The 17,399-nt window shown below is 68.4% G+C and carries 18 protein-coding genes; 15 read left to right on the top strand and 3 right to left on the bottom strand.

Features of this window, described 5'->3' with window-relative positions; genetic code table 11:
• The first annotated feature begins 13 nt into the window (after positions 1-13).
• From IBX18_RS35110 to IBX18_RS35060, 11 genes are all read left to right on the top strand, one after another.
• Positions 14-1,687, top strand: a complete 1,674-nt coding sequence (locus IBX18_RS35110) for a hypothetical protein (protein WP_194837767.1) — start codon at positions 14-16, stop codon at positions 1,685-1,687.
• A complete protein-coding gene (locus IBX18_RS35105; protein WP_194837766.1) occupies positions 1,684-2,469 on the top strand; it encodes an ESX secretion-associated protein EspG in 786 nt (261 codons plus the stop codon). Before IBX18_RS35110 ends, IBX18_RS35105 begins: the two co-directional genes overlap by 4 nt.
• The gene (locus IBX18_RS35100; RefSeq protein WP_228542286.1) at positions 2,462-2,932 is read left to right on the top strand and encodes a hypothetical protein; all 471 of its coding nucleotides are present in this window, start codon (positions 2,462-2,464) and stop codon (positions 2,930-2,932) included. Before IBX18_RS35105 ends, IBX18_RS35100 begins: the two co-directional genes overlap by 8 nt.
• Positions 2,926-3,243: a YbaB/EbfC family nucleoid-associated protein gene (locus tag IBX18_RS35095; protein ID WP_194837765.1), complete on the top strand. Its 318-nt coding sequence runs from the start codon at positions 2,926-2,928 to the stop codon at positions 3,241-3,243. The genes IBX18_RS35100 and IBX18_RS35095 overlap by 7 nt, the downstream gene beginning before the upstream one ends.
• Positions 3,244-3,347: 104 nt before the next feature.
• Entirely contained in the window at positions 3,348-3,668 is a 321-nt protein-coding gene (locus IBX18_RS35090) for a type VII secretion target (protein ID WP_107654629.1), read from the top strand.
• Positions 3,665-5,011, top strand: a complete 1,347-nt coding sequence (locus IBX18_RS35085) for a hypothetical protein (protein ID WP_194837764.1) — start codon at positions 3,665-3,667, stop codon at positions 5,009-5,011. The genes IBX18_RS35090 and IBX18_RS35085 overlap by 4 nt, the downstream gene beginning before the upstream one ends.
• Before the next feature lie 14 nt (positions 5,012-5,025).
• On the top strand, positions 5,026-5,331 hold the full coding sequence (locus IBX18_RS35080; protein WP_107654631.1) for a PE domain-containing protein: 306 nt from the start codon (positions 5,026-5,028) through the stop codon (positions 5,329-5,331).
• Positions 5,332-5,335: 4 nt separating this feature from the next.
• Positions 5,336-6,406: a PPE domain-containing protein gene (locus tag IBX18_RS35075; protein WP_194837763.1), complete on the top strand. Its 1,071-nt coding sequence runs from the start codon at positions 5,336-5,338 to the stop codon at positions 6,404-6,406.
• 102 nt (positions 6,407-6,508) lie between these two features.
• Entirely contained in the window at positions 6,509-7,294 is a 786-nt protein-coding gene (locus IBX18_RS35070; protein ID WP_194837762.1) for an ESX secretion-associated protein EspG, read from the top strand.
• 73 nt (positions 7,295-7,367) lie between these two features.
• A complete protein-coding gene (locus IBX18_RS35065; RefSeq protein ID WP_135235261.1) occupies positions 7,368-7,679 on the top strand; it encodes a WXG100 family type VII secretion target in 312 nt (103 codons plus the stop codon).
• A 40-nt stretch (positions 7,680-7,719) separates the two neighbouring features.
• Positions 7,720-8,013 carry a hypothetical protein gene (locus IBX18_RS35060; RefSeq protein WP_147128986.1) on the top strand — a complete coding sequence of 98 codons (294 nt, stop codon included), beginning with the start codon at positions 7,720-7,722 and terminating at the stop codon, positions 8,011-8,013.
• A gap of 47 nt (positions 8,014-8,060) precedes the next feature.
• Here IBX18_RS35060 and eccE read toward each other — a convergent pair whose 3' ends face one another.
• Entirely contained in the window at positions 8,061-9,791 is a 1,731-nt protein-coding gene (gene eccE / locus IBX18_RS35055) for a type VII secretion protein EccE (RefSeq protein WP_194837761.1), read from the bottom strand.
• Positions 9,792-9,872: 81 nt separating this feature from the next.
• Here eccE and eccB point away from each other — a divergent pair, with 81 nt between their 5' ends.
• From eccB to IBX18_RS35035, 4 genes are read left to right on the top strand one after another with little or no spacing between them, the layout of a single operon-like run.
• A complete protein-coding gene (gene eccB, locus IBX18_RS35050) occupies positions 9,873-11,273 on the top strand; it encodes a type VII secretion protein EccB (protein WP_194837760.1) in 1,401 nt (466 codons plus the stop codon).
• 28 nt (positions 11,274-11,301) lie between these two features.
• On the top strand, positions 11,302-12,375 hold the full coding sequence (locus IBX18_RS35045; RefSeq protein ID WP_194837759.1) for a hypothetical protein: 1,074 nt from the start codon (positions 11,302-11,304) through the stop codon (positions 12,373-12,375).
• Positions 12,372-12,836 (top strand): YbaB/EbfC family DNA-binding protein, encoded by a 465-nt coding sequence (locus tag IBX18_RS35040; protein ID WP_194837758.1) that lies wholly within the window; start codon positions 12,372-12,374, stop codon positions 12,834-12,836. The genes IBX18_RS35045 and IBX18_RS35040 overlap by 4 nt, the downstream gene beginning before the upstream one ends.
• 36 nt (positions 12,837-12,872) lie before the next feature.
• Positions 12,873-13,229 (top strand): YbaB/EbfC family nucleoid-associated protein, encoded by a 357-nt coding sequence (locus tag IBX18_RS35035; protein WP_194837757.1) that lies wholly within the window; start codon positions 12,873-12,875, stop codon positions 13,227-13,229.
• A gap of 21 nt (positions 13,230-13,250) precedes the next feature.
• Here IBX18_RS35035 and IBX18_RS35030 read toward each other — a convergent pair whose 3' ends face one another.
• The gene (locus tag IBX18_RS35030) at positions 13,251-14,498 is read right to left on the bottom strand and encodes a hypothetical protein (RefSeq protein ID WP_194837756.1); all 1,248 of its coding nucleotides are present in this window, start codon (positions 14,496-14,498) and stop codon (positions 13,251-13,253) included.
• 74 nt (positions 14,499-14,572) lie between these two features.
• Positions 14,573-17,392 carry a hypothetical protein gene (locus tag IBX18_RS35025; RefSeq protein WP_194837755.1) on the bottom strand — a complete coding sequence of 940 codons (2,820 nt, stop codon included), beginning with the start codon at positions 17,390-17,392 and terminating at the stop codon, positions 14,573-14,575.
• Positions 17,393-17,399: the final 7 nt, after the last annotated feature.

Genomic DNA, 17,399 nt, shown 5'->3' with positions numbered 1-17,399 from the left:
TCGGAGAAAACACATGGCACCTGAACCGAATCCTTCCGAGGGCACGCTCTGGGCTGGCCTGCTCACCTCGGCGAAGAACGGGAATCTGAAACTCGAACCCGGCACGGCCGAGCAGTGTGCCCAGCACGTGGAGAACATGCTCGAAGTTGTAGTGGGCGTGCAGAACTGGATCAATCAGAACACCGCTGCGGCGAGCCCGCATATCGCTGCCTCGGTGTCGGGCCAGCTGATGTGGACGGTGTTCAGCCTGAAGTTCGGCACCGAGTTGCGCCAGCGCATCGACCGGCACCGTCAGATATTGGTCGACATGGGCAACACTTTCGTCACCGCGGGCAAGCGCTACGCGCGTACCGAGGGTGAGTCGGCGGCGAGCTTCGAAGACATCTCCTTCAACCCGAAGGGCACGCCGCCGAGCGGGGCCCCACCGACCGGCACCATCCCGACCAGTCCACGCAAACCCGACCCGGTGACGAAATACGACTCGTTCGGGTTCGGCCCCGAAATGGGCGGCCAGCTGGGCTGGGAAATGCTCTACATCATCTGCAATTCGATGACCCCGCAGGCAGTGGCCAATGCCGGAGAGGTGTGGCATTGGCTGTCCACGACCCTCGAAACCGGCTTCACCACCCTGCGCACCACGATCGCGTCCACCTCGGACCGGTGGCAGGGGGTCGGCTCGCAGTCGGCGATCACGGCGACCACCGGCTACACCGAGGCCTCCAAGCAGCTCACCGGCGACATGAACCTGCTGGGCGACACCTTGGTCTACACCTCGGGCTGGCTCCAGCAGACCAAGCAGACCGCGATGCCGCCGACACCGTCGCCGCCGCCGGCCACCTCCATCTCGCAAAATATGGCGAACGAGGTCAACCTGATCCGGTACCAGGAGAACTTTCAGCTCCACTACTCCGACAGCTACCCGCAGACGTTGAGCCGCGTCGTTACTTTGCCGTCGCCCGATCCGGTGACGACCCCGGCGCTGTTCGTCGGCGACGAGACGCCCGGGGTACCGATGACCGAGCAGACGCCCCCGAACGGCGAGGAGAAACCCGAAGGCGCGGGTGGCGATTCCGGTGACAAGCCGCCGCCGATCGACGGCGAAGGCGGCGGTGGCGAAGGTAGCGGTGGCGAAGGCGGTGAGGGCAGCGGTGGCGGAGACAGCGGCACGGGTGGATCCAAGCCGCCCATCATCGGCAACCCCGACCCCGGACCGAAACCGCCGCCCACCAACCCCGGCAAGCCACCGAATCCACTCGAGGGCATCGGCAACAAATCGCTGTCGCCGCTGAACAAACCGCTGGGAGATCTGTCCACCGACCCCTCGAAGAACCCGGGGATTTTCGCGAGCACGGTGCCGCCGGTCGGCACACACACCGGAGCTCCGGTCGGCAAGGGCGGCGGTGGAATCGGCGGCAAAGGCTTGGTCGGCCGCGCTCCGGTCGCGCTCGGTGCGGCGACGAGCCCGCTGTTTCCCCGCGCCGTGGTGCCCACGGAAGCGAAGGTGGTCGGCCGGGCCGGGCCGGGCAGCGGACTCCAGCCGGGCGCGCCGTACGGTGGCGTCCCCGGCCGGTCGAACCCGAACGATGAACGCGAGAAGAAGCGTTCGGAATACCTGAACTCCACCGACCATCTCGACGAGGCACTCGGCGAGCCCGGACGCGGTATCCGTCCGGTGCTCGACCGGTGAGCCGCACCTGGCGGCTCACCGATGTCGAGCTGATCGATCTGTGGGACAGCATGTTTCAGGATAGGCTGCCCGCTCCGCTGTTCGCGCTGTACCGCGGGGAGAGCGCCGAGGACTGGGCACGGTTGCGCGCCGAGGCCAGGGCGCGCACGGCCGATATCGATGACGGCGCCCTGCACGACGCGCTCATCCGCGTCGCGCGGGCCGATGTCCTGGTGTCGGCCAAGGGTTTCGATCCACGGCACCAGGACCGCCCCGACGCCTTGGTTCGGGTGCTCGGTGCACGGCAGGGGGCAGTTGCCACGCTGATCAGTCAGCTGCCGGGCGAAAGTATCTGGCACAGCGGCGGTTACGTGATCACCGCCGGTGCTGCGGATCGGCTCGCCGGCGCCATTGCCGGGGCGCTGCCCGAGCGGGCCGCAGGGCGCCTGCCCGATACACCGCTGGTGACCGCGCCCAACGACGGTGCCACCGACCACTATTACGGCCGGTCGAAGGTGCAGGAGAGCTATGCCGATGTCGACCGGCGCAGCGCCGAATGGCTCGGAAAGCAGGCCGAGTTCCTAGGCGTCATCGAAACCCGTTTGGGTAGTTCGATTTTCGGGCCACGCGGGATCACCCGCTACCGCATCGAATGGCACGACCTGGTCGACGACGGCCGCTACGCCGTCACCGACACGGCCGGGCCGGTCGCGACGCCCGCCGACCGCCCCCGGCTGGCAACCATGATCAACGCCCACATCACCACCGTGTTGCAGACCTTGGAGGACGAGCGCCGTGCCTGAGCAAACCCGAGCCGCCGACACCGATTGGTACACCGGCGCGATCCAGTCGGCTGTGCACGACGACCCGGTGTACGAAGGCGCCGAGCCCGAACCGGCGCCGGAAGCACCCGAAGTGCCGGACTTCGAAACCTTCGCCACCGGTGAAGCCTCCCTACGCGGCGGCGACATCGTCGTTACCGCAACGGATTCCGGACTCCCGACCATGGTGCGCGTCACCCCGGACCAGCTCCGTCGCGATCCGGACGATCTCGCCGACGACGTGCTGCGGCTGTGCCGGCTCGCCACCGACCGGGCGGGCGTGCGCCGCCGGGAATACCTGACCGGCCTCGGGCTCGGCGAAGACGCATTGCGACTGCTCGGCCTGCCCACCCAGCAGGCGGTCGAGCAGTCAGAACTCGCCGACGAGGCCGAACACGAATACGAGCCGCGCAGCTGGCTCGATCAGGACGGGAGCACATGGTGACCGATTTCGCCGCACTCGAAGCAGATGCGACCGCGCAGATACATCGGATGCGCAGGCTCGCCGAGGATATCGCCGCGATCAAGGTCGAGCACACCAGTGACGATGCGACGGTCACGGCCGTCGTCGACGGCGCGGGCCGGCTCCTCGACCTTCGCCTGACCGAGGGCATATCCCGTTTGTCACCAAGCGAATTCGACGGCGCGGTAGTGACCGCGGCATCCGTCGCGGCGCAGCGTGCGCTGGCGGTCCGCGGCGGGCTGGTCGAGGACTTCAACAGCAAGGTGAACAAACAACAGCAAGGTGAACAGTAGGATCCGCGACCCGCGCTGATCTTGCGAAAGACCGTGTGCTCGTTAGATTTCCGGGTGAACCGCCCAGGTATCGAGTTCGCAGATCAGCCCAGGAGGGTACCGCGATGAATGTTGTCAATGTGCAGCCGCAGACATTCCGTCAATATGGCGACATTTCCGAGGGGATGGCCGCGGCGGTCGCCGTCGCCGGTGCCGTCGATCAGGCCGCGGTCGTGGCCGCCGCCGCCCCCGTGTTCGGATTGATCGGGCAAGAATTCCTGGTGAGTTTCGCCTACGCACAGGCGAATCACCTCACCGCGGTGGGCGAACTGGTGACCAACTTCGCCGGGACCGCGCTCACCGCGCGTGCCGCCGCGCAGTCCTACGAGCTGGCCGATCAAACCAACGCCGAGGCCTTCGTCCCGCCCGCGGGCGCGCAGGCATGACGGCCGCGCACCTCGCGGCGCCGCTGTCACCGACCGTGCTCGACGCGCTCCGCACCACCCCGGTAGCGCCCTTCCTCGACCGGCCGACCGAACAGGTGCTGGCGCACATCGGGCTGCCGCCGCTGCCTCAACTGCCCGCGCTGCCGCCGCTGCCCGGCCTGCCGCCGCTGCCGACGATCGATCCGCTGAACTTGATCAAGCCGGTCACCGATCTGTTCAGCGGCTTCGGCGACGGCAATCTGGGCGCCAACGGCCCGCTCGACCCGAAGACCGTGCTCCAGCAGGTTACCCAATCAATAAGCATCGCAACGCAATTGGCGACGACCGGCATTCAGCTGCTGCAGCAGATGCAGAGCGCGGGCAGCCGTGCCGCCACCTCGGCCGCCGTACAGACGGTCGCGACGTCGACCGAGATCGCCGGGCAGGCAACGCACATGAAGGGCATCACCGCGGGCGCCGCCGGGACGGTGGCCATCGGATACCTGCAAATGGCCGCGGTGGCAGCTCGATTCGCGGCGACCACCGCCGCGCTCAGCCTGACCCTGGCGACCCCGGCCGGGCAGACCGCCTTGCTGGCGTCGGCGATCGAGGCGGGCATCGAGGCGATCGCGATCACCGCGCACACCAAGGGGCAACTGGCCGGGCAGTCCGCGCAGATGGCGCAAGCGGGTAAGCCGGTGGCGGTGCGCAAGCCGACCACCCCGAAGCTGGGCAGCCTGGGTAAGTCGTCGCAGTCACTGATGAAGGGTGTGAACCTGGGGAAGGCGACCCCGGCCCCCGGCTCGGTGCAGACGTCGGGCGGGATGTCGGCGAAGTCCGCGGCGGCCAGTTCGACCACCTCGGGCGACCAGGTCGTCCAGCAGCTGGTGCAACTGGTGCAGCCGCTGATCTCGGCGGCGCGCCAGGCTGGCCAGCAGGTCACCGCCCAGTTGCCGCCGAAACCGGCCACGGAAACCACAGCGCCGGTGCCGAATCGGCCGCCGACGGCTGCCGCGTTGAGCGCGCCGATCGGGCCGCTGATGTCCACCCCGCCGGTGACCAGCGCGGCGGCACCGCTGGGTGGGTGGCAGGCGGAAACCGTCGTCGCCACGTCGTCGGGTCCGGCGCCGGGCGCCACCACCTCGACCGTCCGGTTCGCGGGGGAGGTGCTGCCGCCCCTCGTGCCCGGCATGGGTGGGCTCGCGAGTGTGGGTGATCGGTCGCGGCCGGTCGACGGGGATGCCGACGCGCTGGTGGACGCCAGGCACGTCGACGAGCTCGTCGGTGGCCCGGCCCCCGAGACCGCGGCGCCGGTCATCGGGGCGGCGCCACCGAGCAAGACAGACAACCCGTACAGCTTGTAGCAGAGGAGATTTCGATGAGTCAGATCGCATTCGACGGTGAGCTCGCCCGGCTGGCGGCGGGTCGCCTCGACACCCTGGCCGACGGCCTGGAAGGCACGCTGCATCGGCGCGGCGACGCGCTCAGCCCGGCCGCCGCAGGCCTCGATCCGGTGTCGCGGCAGACCGCGCAGACCATCGGCGCGGTCGGCGGGTCGTTCCAGGAGTCGTACCTCAGCGGGGTCGGCGAACTGCGCAAGATCGCCGCCAACCTGCGCTCGCACGCCGACCTCGCCGCCGTGGCCGACGGCGACGTGGTCGATTCGTTCAAGCCACTGATGTAGCGCGATGGTCGAGCCACCGCTGGCCGGGTTCACCGGCACGAACTGGGCAGCCGTGCCCGCCGAGCAGTTGGCGCACGAGCTGACCACCGGTCCCGGCGCGGCCCAGATGGGCGACGCCGGGTTGGCCTACGCCGAGTTCGCCGCCGGGCTCGGCGAGGCCGGTACGGAATTTCGCGCCATCCTCTCGGTGGTGGGCGGCGCCTGGGGATCCGATTCCAGCGAGGACGGCCTGGCTCAGCTGGCCGGGCTGTCCACCTGGTTCGACGCCATCACCGCGGCGGCGACCGACAATGCCGCGACCGCCACCCAGCAGGCCGCCTCGTACGAGCTGGCCAAACTCGCCATGCCGCCGGTGGGCGAGCTGAACGCGGCCGTGCGCTCGGCCGAGGACATGCTGCACGGCAGCCTGCTCGGCGCACCGCTGGCCGGGCTGTTCGACCTGGCCGAACGTCAGGTCGACGCCCTGCGCGAACAGGCAGCCCAGGTGATGCGCACCTACGAGGCGGCCGGAGAGAAACTGGCGGTGCCGTGGACGCAGGAGCTGGCGCCTGCGGTGTCGGCGGGTGCCAACCTGCTCGCCGAAAAGGCTCGGGGCCAAGGCAATACGCCCGCCGCCCCGGAGCCGCCCGCCGCGACGCCGGTGCCCGCTGAGGTCGTGCACGCGCCGGCGGTGACGATCGATCTGTCCGCGCTCGACCTGACACCGCCGCCGCCGACCGTGCCGGTCGGCAGCGAATCGCTGATGCTCACCCCGCTACCGCAGCCGGGCCCGGCCATCACGCCGGTGCCGTCTTCCGGTTCGATGCCCGTCGGCACGGCAGCGGTGCCGCCGCCGATCGCGCCGCCCACCACGACACAGTCCGCGTCGCCCGCGCAACAGGCCGCGGCCCGCGCCGGGGTCGCCGATGCGGGCGACATCGGCGAGCAGATCGTGGTGGACGCCGGATTCACCACCGCGCCAGCGGTATTGGGCGCCACTGCAGCATCGGGTGGCGGCCCGGTAGTGGTATCGGGTGGCGGTGCCATGGGGCAAGTCCGGCGCGCGGAGCCGGTGCCGCAGGAGGTGCAGTCATGATGCGCGCCACCGAGGGCTTGCCCGCGTCACCGCACTACGCCGCTCGAACATGCTGCAGCGCAACGGCAATCAGCGCCGATCGATCCCGAGAGGGGAGGACCGATGGCGACCCTGACCACTGACGGCGCGCTCGTCGTCGCGGATGCGCTCGGCGTGCAGACGTTCCCCGCGGTGCTCGCGCTGCGCTCAGGTCATGCCGATCACGCGGCCGCCTCGGCGGCCCGCTCCGCCGCGGTACTGGATCTGCGTGATCGTGGCCTGCTCGACGCGGACGGGGACGTCCGCGACGACGAACTGGCCACCGCGCTGTTCGCCCTCGCCCGCCCGGAACGCGAACTGGTGCTGCGGATCCGGCGCGGTGGGGTGCTGCACCGGGTCTGCCTGGTCCGGCGTGGGCTCGACCATGCCGTCGCGGTTCGCGTCGGCGACGAACTAGACATTCGGCCTGTGTGGGGCGACGAGGACCCGGAGCTGCTGGCCCGGCCGCTGCTCGACGCGCTCGGTCTGGCCCAGCCCGCCGATATCCCGACCTTCCGCGCCCCCACCGACGAGTTGCAGCAGCGACTCGACGAGGCGGGCACCAGCGCGACCAACGCCGTGTACCAGCTCGGTATGCCGGAAGCGGAGGCGGTCACGCTGGGACTCGCACTGCGGCAATGGACTTCGCTCGCCGAGCTGGTCTGCTACGCCCACGTCGACGGCGTCGCCGTGCGCTCGCCCGCCACCGCCGCGGTGTACGACACGGCAGTGGGCCGCATCATCGCCGGCGGCAGTATCGCCGGCGACGGACGGGCCTGGACCACCCTGGCCGCAGGCAGCGATCGCCGACTGGCCCATGCGGTCGCCGCGCAGATCGAGGCGCTGCCGCAGGGCCGCTGGATGCCGTAACCGCCGATTTCCCGATCGTCCGGAGTGATCGCTCCGGCAGTTTCACAGATCCATTCATTCGAGAGGACGTCTCATGGCCGGTGCACTTCACCTTGATTTCGCTACTTTCCAGAAGTACGCGAACGAATATGCCGCGATCATTCCCCCGATCGACAAGACCGTCGACAATCTGGGTGTCGCGGTGGAAAGCGCGAAGAGCGGCTGGGAAGGCGAGGCCTACACTGCCTTCAACAAATTCGCCACCGAACTCCAGACGAAGATCAAGGCCGTGAACGTCGACCTGGGTCTGGTGTCCGACGCACTGAACACCGGTGAGAAGAAGGTCGCGTCGGCTGAAGACGAGAGCATGTCCGGCTTCACCACGCTGAACACCAACTACCTCTGAATCGCACCGAATACACACCAGAGAACGGGATTTCACCACCATGCTTTACGACCCCGCGAAAATCAACGCGCTGATCACCGATCTGGAAGGGTACAAGACCAATATCACCACGGAACGGACCAACGCCGACGACTCGGCGAAAAGGCTGCTCAGCCAGGCGTGGCAGAGTGGAGATGCGGGGGCTTCCGCGTCCTTCCAGCAGAAGCACAACACCCTGATGACCGATATGGACGACCTGCTGGTCATTCTCGGCAAGGGCATCGGCAATGTGCGGGCCGCGCTGGAGAAGGCACAGGCCACCGACCAGAACGTCGCCGACGACTTCGTCTGGTAAACAGCTGACACCGAGAAGGGCCCGTCGCCACCGCGACGGGCCTTTTCTCATGCCGTCGGAACCAGCGCTCGCGTTTCGGTCGCGGTGGCACCGAGGTACTCGAACTCCTCCGAGATGGACACCAGCTGGACCGTCAGGTCGTCGCCCGCGGTGCGCAGCACCACCCGGCCGGGGGTGTCCGGGGATTCGATCAGCACCACGTCGGCATCCGGGATGACCTGTGCCTCCGCTGGTTCGCGCACGTAGACCGCGGTCGCGTCCGAGACCTGCCCGGCGGCGGTGACCCCGTCGTACACGATCATCGTGGCCGTCTGGTGCGAGCCGCCCGCCGACGACATGGCCAGCGCCGCAGGGGCGCCGACCTCGTTGACGAGGTGTGCCCAGTCGTCGGGCCGGACGCTGTGCACCAGTACCTGGGCGCCGACGGCCACCGAGCGCAGCACCATCAGCTGGGTGAGCCGCAGCGACCCGACGATCTCCACCCGCCGGACCGCGGGACCGAATAGCGGAACGGCAACGCCCGCACCGGCTTCCGTCGCACCGATCACCTGACCGCAGCCGCTGACCGGCACGGTGAAGCGAGCCATCGCCGCTGGGGGACCGCTCAGTGCGGCGGACGAGTCGAGGTGGCCGCCGTCGAGCAGCACTCGCCGCTGGTTACCCGGCAGCGCCAACAGGCCGAGATCCTCTGCGGCGGTGTCTGGTTCAGCGTCGGCAGTGCCCGTCGTGTCGCGCCGAACGAGTGCGGTCAAAGCCACCGCGGTACCCCGTTTACCAGGAGTGTTCGACTCTGGTTGTGGTGTCAGGCGCAGCCTGGTGAGGACGGATTTGCCGGGCAGCGTCCAGACCGCCGACAGCACACCGGAGTCCAGCCGGGCCGGTGGGATCGTGTAGCCGGTCAGCTCCATGCTGTTGTTGCGCAGCGTGCGCCAGTCCTCGGACCACTGCGCCACCTCGGTGTCGTGCAACGCGGCCGCCTCCGCTGCGGCCAGCTCGGTGGCCGTCAGCACCGAAACGCGCACTCCACGGGTGGTGAGGCGGCTCGCGACGCGGCGGGTCGCGACCAGCGCCGTCCGGATCATGCCCTCCTGATCGCCGCCTCGGTTCTCGATGGCACCCGCGTTGTCCAGTGGGTCGAAACGCAGGATCAGCCACACCGTGCGCGATGCCGCGGCGGGTAGCGGGCCGAGCAGCTTCTTGTACAGTCCGGCCACATTGTGCGGGCCATCGGTGCGGACGCCGTGGGCGATCACGTCGACGGCCGCGAGCCGAATATCGAACTGGGACACGCAACCCGCCACGTCGGCCAGGGAGATGGTCGAGGGCGAGTGCACGTCGGTCGTGTCGAGCAGGGTGGGCGTCACCGCGGCGCTGTCCAGCATGAGCATGGTGATCAGATAGCGGCCGTCCCAGCGCATTCCGCACCGGCTGCTGCCGGCTTCGGGTATCGGAACATCGAACGGTTCGGTGCGCGACGGGGCGGCATTCTTGCTTCGATTGCGCAACCACAGTGCGGTGCGCATGCCCAGAATTCGCCAAATGTTTGTCTTCCGCACGCGGGCCGCACCGAGCGCGGAAACCGCGATACCGGCGCCTGCCACCGCCCATGGCGGGGCGTTCCACGCGATTGCCGAGGTAGCGGCCACGGTGCCCGCGGCGGCGCACGGCAACACGATGGGCAACGGCACCCGGTCGAACAGGGTGCGGCGGCACAGCGCCGGTACCGGAATTGCATTCGACTCCGCCGGGGTAGTTCCCGGAATTTGTTCGTTATTCACTCGGCCTGTCTCCATTCAGCACAAACCCTCCATTGTGCGTTAGCGTCTCACAGGTCAGCCGAAATTGCGTAAGGAGTTGTGGTGCCTGCCCAGTTGACTACCCGTGCGCAGGTGAATGGATATCGCTTTCTGCTCCAGCGTTACGGGCACGCGATGGTGCGCCGAGATGTGCGAATGTTGCACGATCCCATGCGCATCCAATTCCGGTCGCTGATCACCGGTATCGTGCTGGCGGTATTGGTCACCGCGGGTTGCGCGATATTGTCGTTTCTGCGCCCGCAAGGGCAGGTCGGCGACGCGAAGATCGTGCTGGGTTCCGGCACCGGCGCCCTGTATGCGGTGGTCGACGGAACTTTGCATCCGGCACTCAATCTCGCGTCGGCCCGGTTGATCACCGGCAGCGGTGAATCGCCGACCTCGGTCAAGGACGCGAAATTGTCGTCGCTGCCGCGCGGGCCGCTGCTCGGCATTCCCGGCGCACCGTCGGCGCTGCCCGGCCCCGCCGACCGCAGCCGCTCGGAATGGACATTGTGCGAAGACGCGACCACCGGACTGCGCAGCACCGTGCTGGCCGGCGCACCGCGGCTCGGCGCCCAAATGCGCCGTGCCGCACCGGGTGAGGCGGTGCTGGCCACGCACGACGGTGCGACCTACCTGATCTACGACGGCAAGCACGCACGGGTGGACAAGAACAACGACGCGATCGTCTCGGCACTGCCGCAACTGCGTGCCCTGCGGCCACGACCGATCGGGACGGGCCTGCTCAATGCCAGCGTGGCGGTCCCCGATCTCGCGGTGCCGGTGATCCCGCGAGCGGGTGAGCCGAGTGCGGTGCGCGGTGGCGAGTTCGTCATCGGATCGGTGATCAGGGTCCACGGTGTCACCGGTTCGGCTCCGTATGTGGTGCTCGCCGACGGTGTTCAGCAGATCTCGGAGTTCACCGCGCGCGTGCTGCGGACCGCGAATTCCATGGGGCTCACGGCGATTCCGAAACTCTCACCGGATGCGATCCGAGGTATTCCGGTGGTCGACAGCTTGCCGGTCGACCAGTTTCCCGGTGATGACCTGACCGTCATCTCCGCCGACGCCGACCCGGTGGCATGCGTCTCCTGGACGCGTGCGGACGGCGATCAGGCCGCGCAATTGCAGGTGTTGCTAGGCAGCAGCTTGCCGCTGGCCGGCGGGGCCGCACCGATGACGCTCGTGGCGAGTACCGGCGCCGACGCCGCGTACCTGCCCGCGTCCACCGGTGAATTCATCCAGGTGACCGGAGTCGAGCCGGACAGCACTCGACGGGATGCCTTGTTCTACGTCACCGATACCGGGGTGCGGTTCGGCATCCCCGACACCGCGACGGCTGCCGTGCTCGGACTCACCAAGCCGAAACTGGCGCCGTGGCAGATCGTCAGCCAGCTGCCGGGCGGGCCGATGCTCGACCGGCAGTCCGCCCTGATCGCGCGGGACATCGTCGCCGCGGGGTGACAGCAGGCACGGAAAGGAAGGAAGTGCGATGCCACGGATTGTGGGCAAGTATGCCGATGGCGCGCTGGTGGTGGCGGTCGGCGGAGCGTGTGTGGTCGTCGGGCCGGACCTGGTGGACGACACCGGGCACTGCGTGACGGCACCGGAGGAGCTGCGCGTGACCCTGGTCGGTGCCGTCACGGCAGACCCCGGATTCGCCCCCGCCGACGAGCCGATGCCGGACGGACTGCTCTCGGCGGACCAGATCGCGGCGATGCTCGACTGGGAGGTCGGGTACGTCGACGGTGTGCCGGGCGACGCCGACCGGCCCGGACTCAGCAGTGCCGAGGTCGACCTGTATCTGCGCTATCGGCACGACACCGGTGACGCCTACCCAGACAGCGCAGCGCTGGCCGTGGTGGACCGCCCGTTCTCACTGGACGGCTTCGCTCTCACCGAGACCGACAGTGCAGCAATAGAGTTCGACCCGGAATCGGATGAGCCACACCTGGTGGTCCAGCTCTGTGCGTCCATGGCGCACGTGCAAGATCTGTCCGGCGCGGAGATCATCGCCGACGCGGCGACGGACCTGATCGACCGGATCAGCTATCTCGCGAAGGTGGAGGAGTTCTATCCGGCGCTGGCACAGGTGGTTACGGCTGGGGTGGTGCCCGAGTTGGCGGTCGAACTTGCCGCCGGATTCACCGAGGACCAGATCTTGGACTTCGTGCAGCGCTTGGTCGCCGAGCTCGATCGGCGCAGGCCGTGGCCGAAACCCGCGCTGGTGTCGGTGGATCCGCAGACCTGGCCGTCGATGGGGTCCAGCGTGCCGATCGGCTGGGTCGACATCGCCATCAGCGACCTGGAGTGGGCGGTGAAAGCCCCCTTCGCCGACGTGCCCGACGGCGAAAACCCGTTGCTGGTGCTGCGGATACGCGGCGGGCAGCTGGTCGCGCTGGTCGGTGACGCGGAACCGAACCCCACTCGGTTCCTGGTGTTGCTGCCCGATGCCGAAGATCAGCAGGACCCCGCGGAAGTGACGGCTTACCTGGAGCGCTACGCCGGGTTGCGGGTGGAATCAGAAGGATTGGTGGACGTGATGGCGGAGGCGATGCAGGCATGATTCGACCGGAGAACCAGCACACAGCCAGCGATGCGATCGATTTCATCGATGCTGTCGTCGGCGCGCTCGGCAAGATGACCGACATGCGCTCCGCCAGTGCCGCATTGACCGCGTCGGCGACGGTGGAGCACGGCCGGATCACCGTGGTGGTCAACGCCTCCGGCTCCATCATGGAGACGGTGTATGCCGAAGGCATCGACGAACTCAGCTACGGGCAGATCGCCCGCGCCACCGTGCAGGCGGCGCAGAAGGCGGCCGCAGAGGTCGAACGGAAGAAAAAGCAACTGCTGGGCCCGCTGTCGGCGATGCGGATGGGGCTGCCGTCGATGATGGAGCTGCCCGAGGAGCTGGTCGCGCTACGCGCCCAACTGCCCGAACCGAAGTCGGCGCCGCTGACACCGCCCGCCGAGCGCGACGCAGGCGGGTCGCGCGGTAAGAGCAACCGAATCCTGGACCGTTGAGCAACACTCGGACCGCGTGCGAAAGGAGCCACTCCGATGGATGACGAATTCGCCAGTGCCGTCACCGAATTCCAGGCCAAGATGGCGCAGGTGACGCAGGTACAGGAAGAATGCGCGCAACTCGTCGCTACCGGTTGGGCGCAACGCCGCCGGGTCCGCGTGACGGTGAACGCCGACGGGATCGCCATCGACATCAAGTTCGGTGCCGGCGTCAAAGATCTGACGTACGACGAGATCGCGGCCGCTGTCACCGAGGCCTCGCAGGACGCGGTGCGCGAAGTCGCCCAGCGCGCAACGGAAGTGGTCGCACCGATCTCGATCGACCAAGGTGAAGCGCCGAACCTGGCGGGGATGCTCGATGCGATCGCCTCGCTGCGTGAGCATTTGCGCTGAACTCAGCGGGTGAGTCCGGACTCAGCGGGTGAGTCCGGCCAGCGCGAGCTGGGACCAGGCGGCCGGCACGTCGGTGTAGTCCTCGGTGGCGAAAGCTGCTTCGGCCAAGTCGCTTGTCACCGAGCCTGATTCGGCGGCAGTGAGCAGATCTTCGACTGCGGGCCGGGAAGCCGAGGTGCCGAGTACGGCGCACACGATGTCGACCACCGTCGCCGGTGTCCACACGCCGGGGATCGCCGGGCCGATGGTGGTGGGCTCCGGAGACTGTCCGCACGACCAGTCCGCGCCGTCCCACCAGTAGCAGAATGACAGCTGTCCGGTGAATGCGCGATGGTTGACGACCGAGCCGTCAAGCCAATCCGGGACACCCGCGAAGTACTGCGGCAACTGCGCGCCGTCGTTGTAGGCCGCGTCCAGCTCCGAGGCGTTCCACAGCCCGCCGGACAGCACCGCCCGGCCGCGGGGGAGCAGATGCAGAGTTGAGCCGCTGCCGTCTGTCCCCTCGAAAATCGCTGTGGCCCCATGTATTCGAGGCCCCCACTCGGTACCGATCGCCACCGCCGCTGCCGCCACCGTCGCCCATCGAGCCCACACTGTCTGCGCCGCCAGGAACCGAACGGACGTCGCGGGCGCGCGCTCGAGTCTGGCCTGGGTCAGCACCTGCGGCAACTGCTGCGCACCGGCCTCGACCCGCAGCCGTCCGGCCAGCCACACCGGCAGTCGCTCGCGCGGAAAGTGCTCTAGATCGGCCCGGTACGCCTCGGTCGGAAGGAGCCGGTCGACCGGAAACGCAACATCGCCGTACCCGAATTCGTAACTGGTAGCGCCTGTCCGATCGCGCACCAAGGTCACCTGCCACCACGCCCGCTCACCCGGCAGCACCGTCACCGCCCGCAGTGCCTGAACCAGTTCCCCTGCCTCCGTCGGTATTTCGACGACGACAGGCGCGTCATCAACCAGGAACACCGCATCGCCCGACACTGCCGCCACCGTCACCGAGAACCCCAACCGCAACTGTTCCCACTGCGGTGGGGCCGCCGGCAACAACAGATCGGTGATGGCGGTGGCGAGCTGATCCGCGGACCGGCGCAATTCGGACGCGTGGTCCTCGGCCGGTGCCTCTGGTGCAGAGACAGGTGCCGGTGTATCGGCCACTGCCGGAATGGTTGTGCCGTCGCCGAACTCGGTGATCAGTGTGAAGGCCACGTCGGGGCTGCCCGGCTCGTCTGTCGCCATAGCGGGGGCCTGGTCGTGGCTTTCGGTCGGCATCGGAGTCTCCTGGATCGCAGGGTTCGGGTTCCGCTGGTGCGCCGGGCTTTTCGGGTTCGCGCGTCGGCTGTCGTTCACCTTGTTCCCCCATACCGCCAGAAGTCGTAGGTGGGTGGTGGCAGTGCGGTGAACGGGTCGGGCATGCCGTGGTCGAGCGGGAGCTTTCTGGACTTCGGCTTTCCGCTCATGTAGCCGCCGTCGAGCATTGCTCGTTCGGTGCGGATGCTCGTCTCGAAGTCGGCGAGTTGTCGTTCCAGCTTGCGCTCGGCCGCTCCGGATGCCCGCGCAAGTTCTTCGTGGTTGGCCTGCGCCGAGTCGAGGTCGTTGCGGCGCTGATCGATATCGCGCTGTAGCTGCTCCTGGTCCGCGAAGGGGTGCGCGGCTCCGGGCCTACCGGGGTCGGCGGTGCTCGCGGCCGCTGCCGCACGCCCGGCGTCCTCGAGTTCGGCCATGGACCTGCGCGCGTCGGCCATGGCGCGCTCGCGGGCGCCGATAGCCGCGTCGAGGTCTGCGCTGGTCCTGGTGACCTGCTGGTCGACGACGGCCAGGCGTGCGGTCTGGTCTTCGATCGCACGGTCCTGCGTTTTGAGCGTGCTTTCCAGATCGTTGATCCGCTGCCGCAGCGCGGGTTGTTGCTCGACGGACGCACTGTCATGGCCGGTGCGCGCTTGGCGCAGGTCGGTGTTGGTCGCTTCCCTGGCGGTTTTGAGGTCGGCCAAGGTGCTCCGATGGTTGCCGCGCTGTTCGACCAGGTCGTTGAGCCCCTTGCCTACCGCGCTCTTGTACGCCTTGTCGACTCGACTGTCGGCCTCGCGCAGGGTCGTGAGGTGCGCGTCGGCCGCGGCCATCTTGCTCCGCAGAGTCGCCACCGTCGGGTCCTCGGCACGCGCGGCCGATCCGGGATTGTGCTCGATGTCGTTGCGCGCGGCCACATTATCGGTCGATTCGGCGTTCGAAGACCTGCGGTCATGCCCGATGGGTGTCGCCGGCCTGATCTCGGATTCGTCGCCGTGCGCCCGCGCACCCGAGTTCGATGCTCGACTGCCCGTTGCGTCGCCACCGTCGGATTCCCTGGTGGAAGCGCTGCCGTCGGATCCGTTGGCAGAGGCGTTGCCGCCGGACTCCTTGGCGGAGTCGCCGCTTTCACTGTCCGCCTGGCTCCGCCCCGAGGCGATCGACCGGCCATCAGCACCCGAATCACGTTGTCCTTCCGAAGTGACCGCACCTTCACCATCGGAGCTCGAACGTGACTGCAGTGGTTGCTCGATATCCGTGCTAGACCGTGTCGGCAGCCCGGTCTCGACCACGCCACCCTGCTGGTTGTCAGCCTCCAACCGACTCTGAATGCGCGCCCGGACCGCAGCATCGGCATCGACGGCTTCGTCCATCCGTAGCCGAGTCTGCACCACGGCATCGAGCGCGGCCGGATCGTCCGGTGTCGCCGCCGCCCGATCCCGTGCCCGCACATTCTGCAGTTCCGCATCGAGCACCGCCCGCCGAGCGTCGGCGAGTTCCTTTATCTGGCTGCGCTGTTCGCTGACATGCGCGTCACGATGCGCCCGTCGGTTGACCGGCCCGCTGTCCGGCGCAGCCTCCCGCGACGCCGCCCGGTCTTGCGTCCGCGCCGCCTGATACCCCTGATCATCCCGTGCCCGGATCTGCGAGATCAGCTCGTCCGAGGACGCGAGCGGCCGACCGGTCGCCGGACCAGCGCCGCTTGCCCCCAGGCTCGCCGGCGCCGGACTCGACTGTGGCACAACATCATCGGTCCTGGTCGCCGCGGGCTCCTGCCCACGCATGCCGATATATCCACGCGGCGTACCGATCAACGAATTGCTCGCCAGCGCTCCGATCAGCCCCATCGTCGGGTCGAACGACCCGGTGAACCCCATGGCGATGCCACCACCGACCAGGGTGGCGACGACCGTCGGTACCGTGCCGGACACCGTGCCGAGTGCCGCGCCCCAGACCCCGGCTGTCGGGTCCTTGCCTCGGCTGGTCAAGAACCGGGCACCGTACTTGCTCACGTTGGTCGCGACGAGCGCACCCGCGTACCAGCCGCCGGTGGAGGCGGCGACCGACATCCCGAACTGGGTGGCGTTGAACTCGTCGCGATGCCCCTTCGACATCTGGATGCCCTGGATGGTGGCATCGAGTCCGCCGGCCCAGATGAGGTTGTTCGTCGCCTTCGAGATGAGGAATTGCACTGCGTCGGCGGGGAGTCCGGCCAGGGTGCGCGCGGTGCTCGCACGAAAACCGGCGTCGACGAAGGCCTTGAACAGTCCGGGGGTCGCCTTCGCGGTGAGCGCCGTCGGGTACTTCGCGACCAGCCCGGCAATGCGCCCTGGTTCGTCGGTGAGCCGAGGCAGGTACCTGAGCGTCTTCACCAGGTATTCGCCCACGTGCGGAAGATTGCCGAGCGCCGCGAGCGCCCGATTGCTCACCCGGTACAGCGAGGCGCGGGTCGCCCCGATCGCCGCGGCCTCGACGGCGGGCGCGGTCGGGGGCCAGAGCCACGCCCCGGCGATCTGCGCGGCCAGCATCGTGGTCGCGAAGATGGTCATCAGTTTGGTGGCTTCCAGCGTGGTCGCCGCATTGCGGGTCGAGCCGCCGACCTGCCGGAAGTCCTCGACGAGCCGTTCGACCGAATGATCACCGGCCTGCAACTGGTGCAACGCCGACCGGATCTGCTCCCGGCCCGCACCGGATTCGTACCCACCCAGGGTGCGCCCCTCCGCCGTGCGAAGCAACGGAAGTACTTGCTGCTCCAGGTCTTCGGCGGCAGTCAACCAGGCTTGGGCCATGGCGAACATGCGATCCTCGTCGCCGTCCGGCCACGCCTGGCCGACCACGTAGGTCAGAAAACGCAGTTCCTCCGGCCAATGCAGCGACATCGGCGTC

The organism is Nocardia sp. XZ_19_369 (assembly GCF_015355715.1).
In the GTDB taxonomy this organism is placed as follows: Bacteria; Actinomycetota; Actinomycetes; order Mycobacteriales; family Mycobacteriaceae; genus Nocardia.
The sequence above is the reverse complement of the archived record's forward strand: the minus strand, read 5'-3'. Positions and strand labels throughout refer to the sequence as shown.

Coding starts and splice junctions, on each gene's coding strand:
- IBX18_RS35030 (WP_194837756.1), bottom strand. CDS start 14,498: ATGCCGACCGAAAGCCACGACCAGGCCCCCGCTATGGCGACAGACGAG.
- IBX18_RS35075 (WP_194837763.1), top strand. CDS start 5,336: ATGGTCGAGCCACCGCTGGCCGGGTTCACCGGCACGAACTGGGCAGCC.
- IBX18_RS35025 (WP_194837755.1), bottom strand. CDS start 17,392: ATGTCGCTGCATTGGCCGGAGGAACTGCGTTTTCTGACCTACGTGGTC.
- IBX18_RS35035 (WP_194837757.1), top strand. CDS start 12,873: ATGGATGACGAATTCGCCAGTGCCGTCACCGAATTCCAGGCCAAGATG.
- IBX18_RS35045 (WP_194837759.1), top strand. CDS start 11,302: ATGCCACGGATTGTGGGCAAGTATGCCGATGGCGCGCTGGTGGTGGCG.
- IBX18_RS35040 (WP_194837758.1), top strand. CDS start 12,372: ATGATTCGACCGGAGAACCAGCACACAGCCAGCGATGCGATCGATTTC.
- IBX18_RS35080 (WP_107654631.1), top strand. CDS start 5,026: ATGAGTCAGATCGCATTCGACGGTGAGCTCGCCCGGCTGGCGGCGGGT.
- IBX18_RS35065 (WP_135235261.1), top strand. CDS start 7,368: ATGGCCGGTGCACTTCACCTTGATTTCGCTACTTTCCAGAAGTACGCG.
- IBX18_RS35060 (WP_147128986.1), top strand. CDS start 7,720: ATGCTTTACGACCCCGCGAAAATCAACGCGCTGATCACCGATCTGGAA.
- IBX18_RS35090 (WP_107654629.1), top strand. CDS start 3,348: ATGAATGTTGTCAATGTGCAGCCGCAGACATTCCGTCAATATGGCGAC.
- IBX18_RS35110 (WP_194837767.1), top strand. CDS start 14: ATGGCACCTGAACCGAATCCTTCCGAGGGCACGCTCTGGGCTGGCCTG.
- IBX18_RS35070 (WP_194837762.1), top strand. CDS start 6,509: ATGGCGACCCTGACCACTGACGGCGCGCTCGTCGTCGCGGATGCGCTC.
- IBX18_RS35095 (WP_194837765.1), top strand. CDS start 2,926: ATGGTGACCGATTTCGCCGCACTCGAAGCAGATGCGACCGCGCAGATA.
- IBX18_RS35085 (WP_194837764.1), top strand. CDS start 3,665: ATGACGGCCGCGCACCTCGCGGCGCCGCTGTCACCGACCGTGCTCGAC.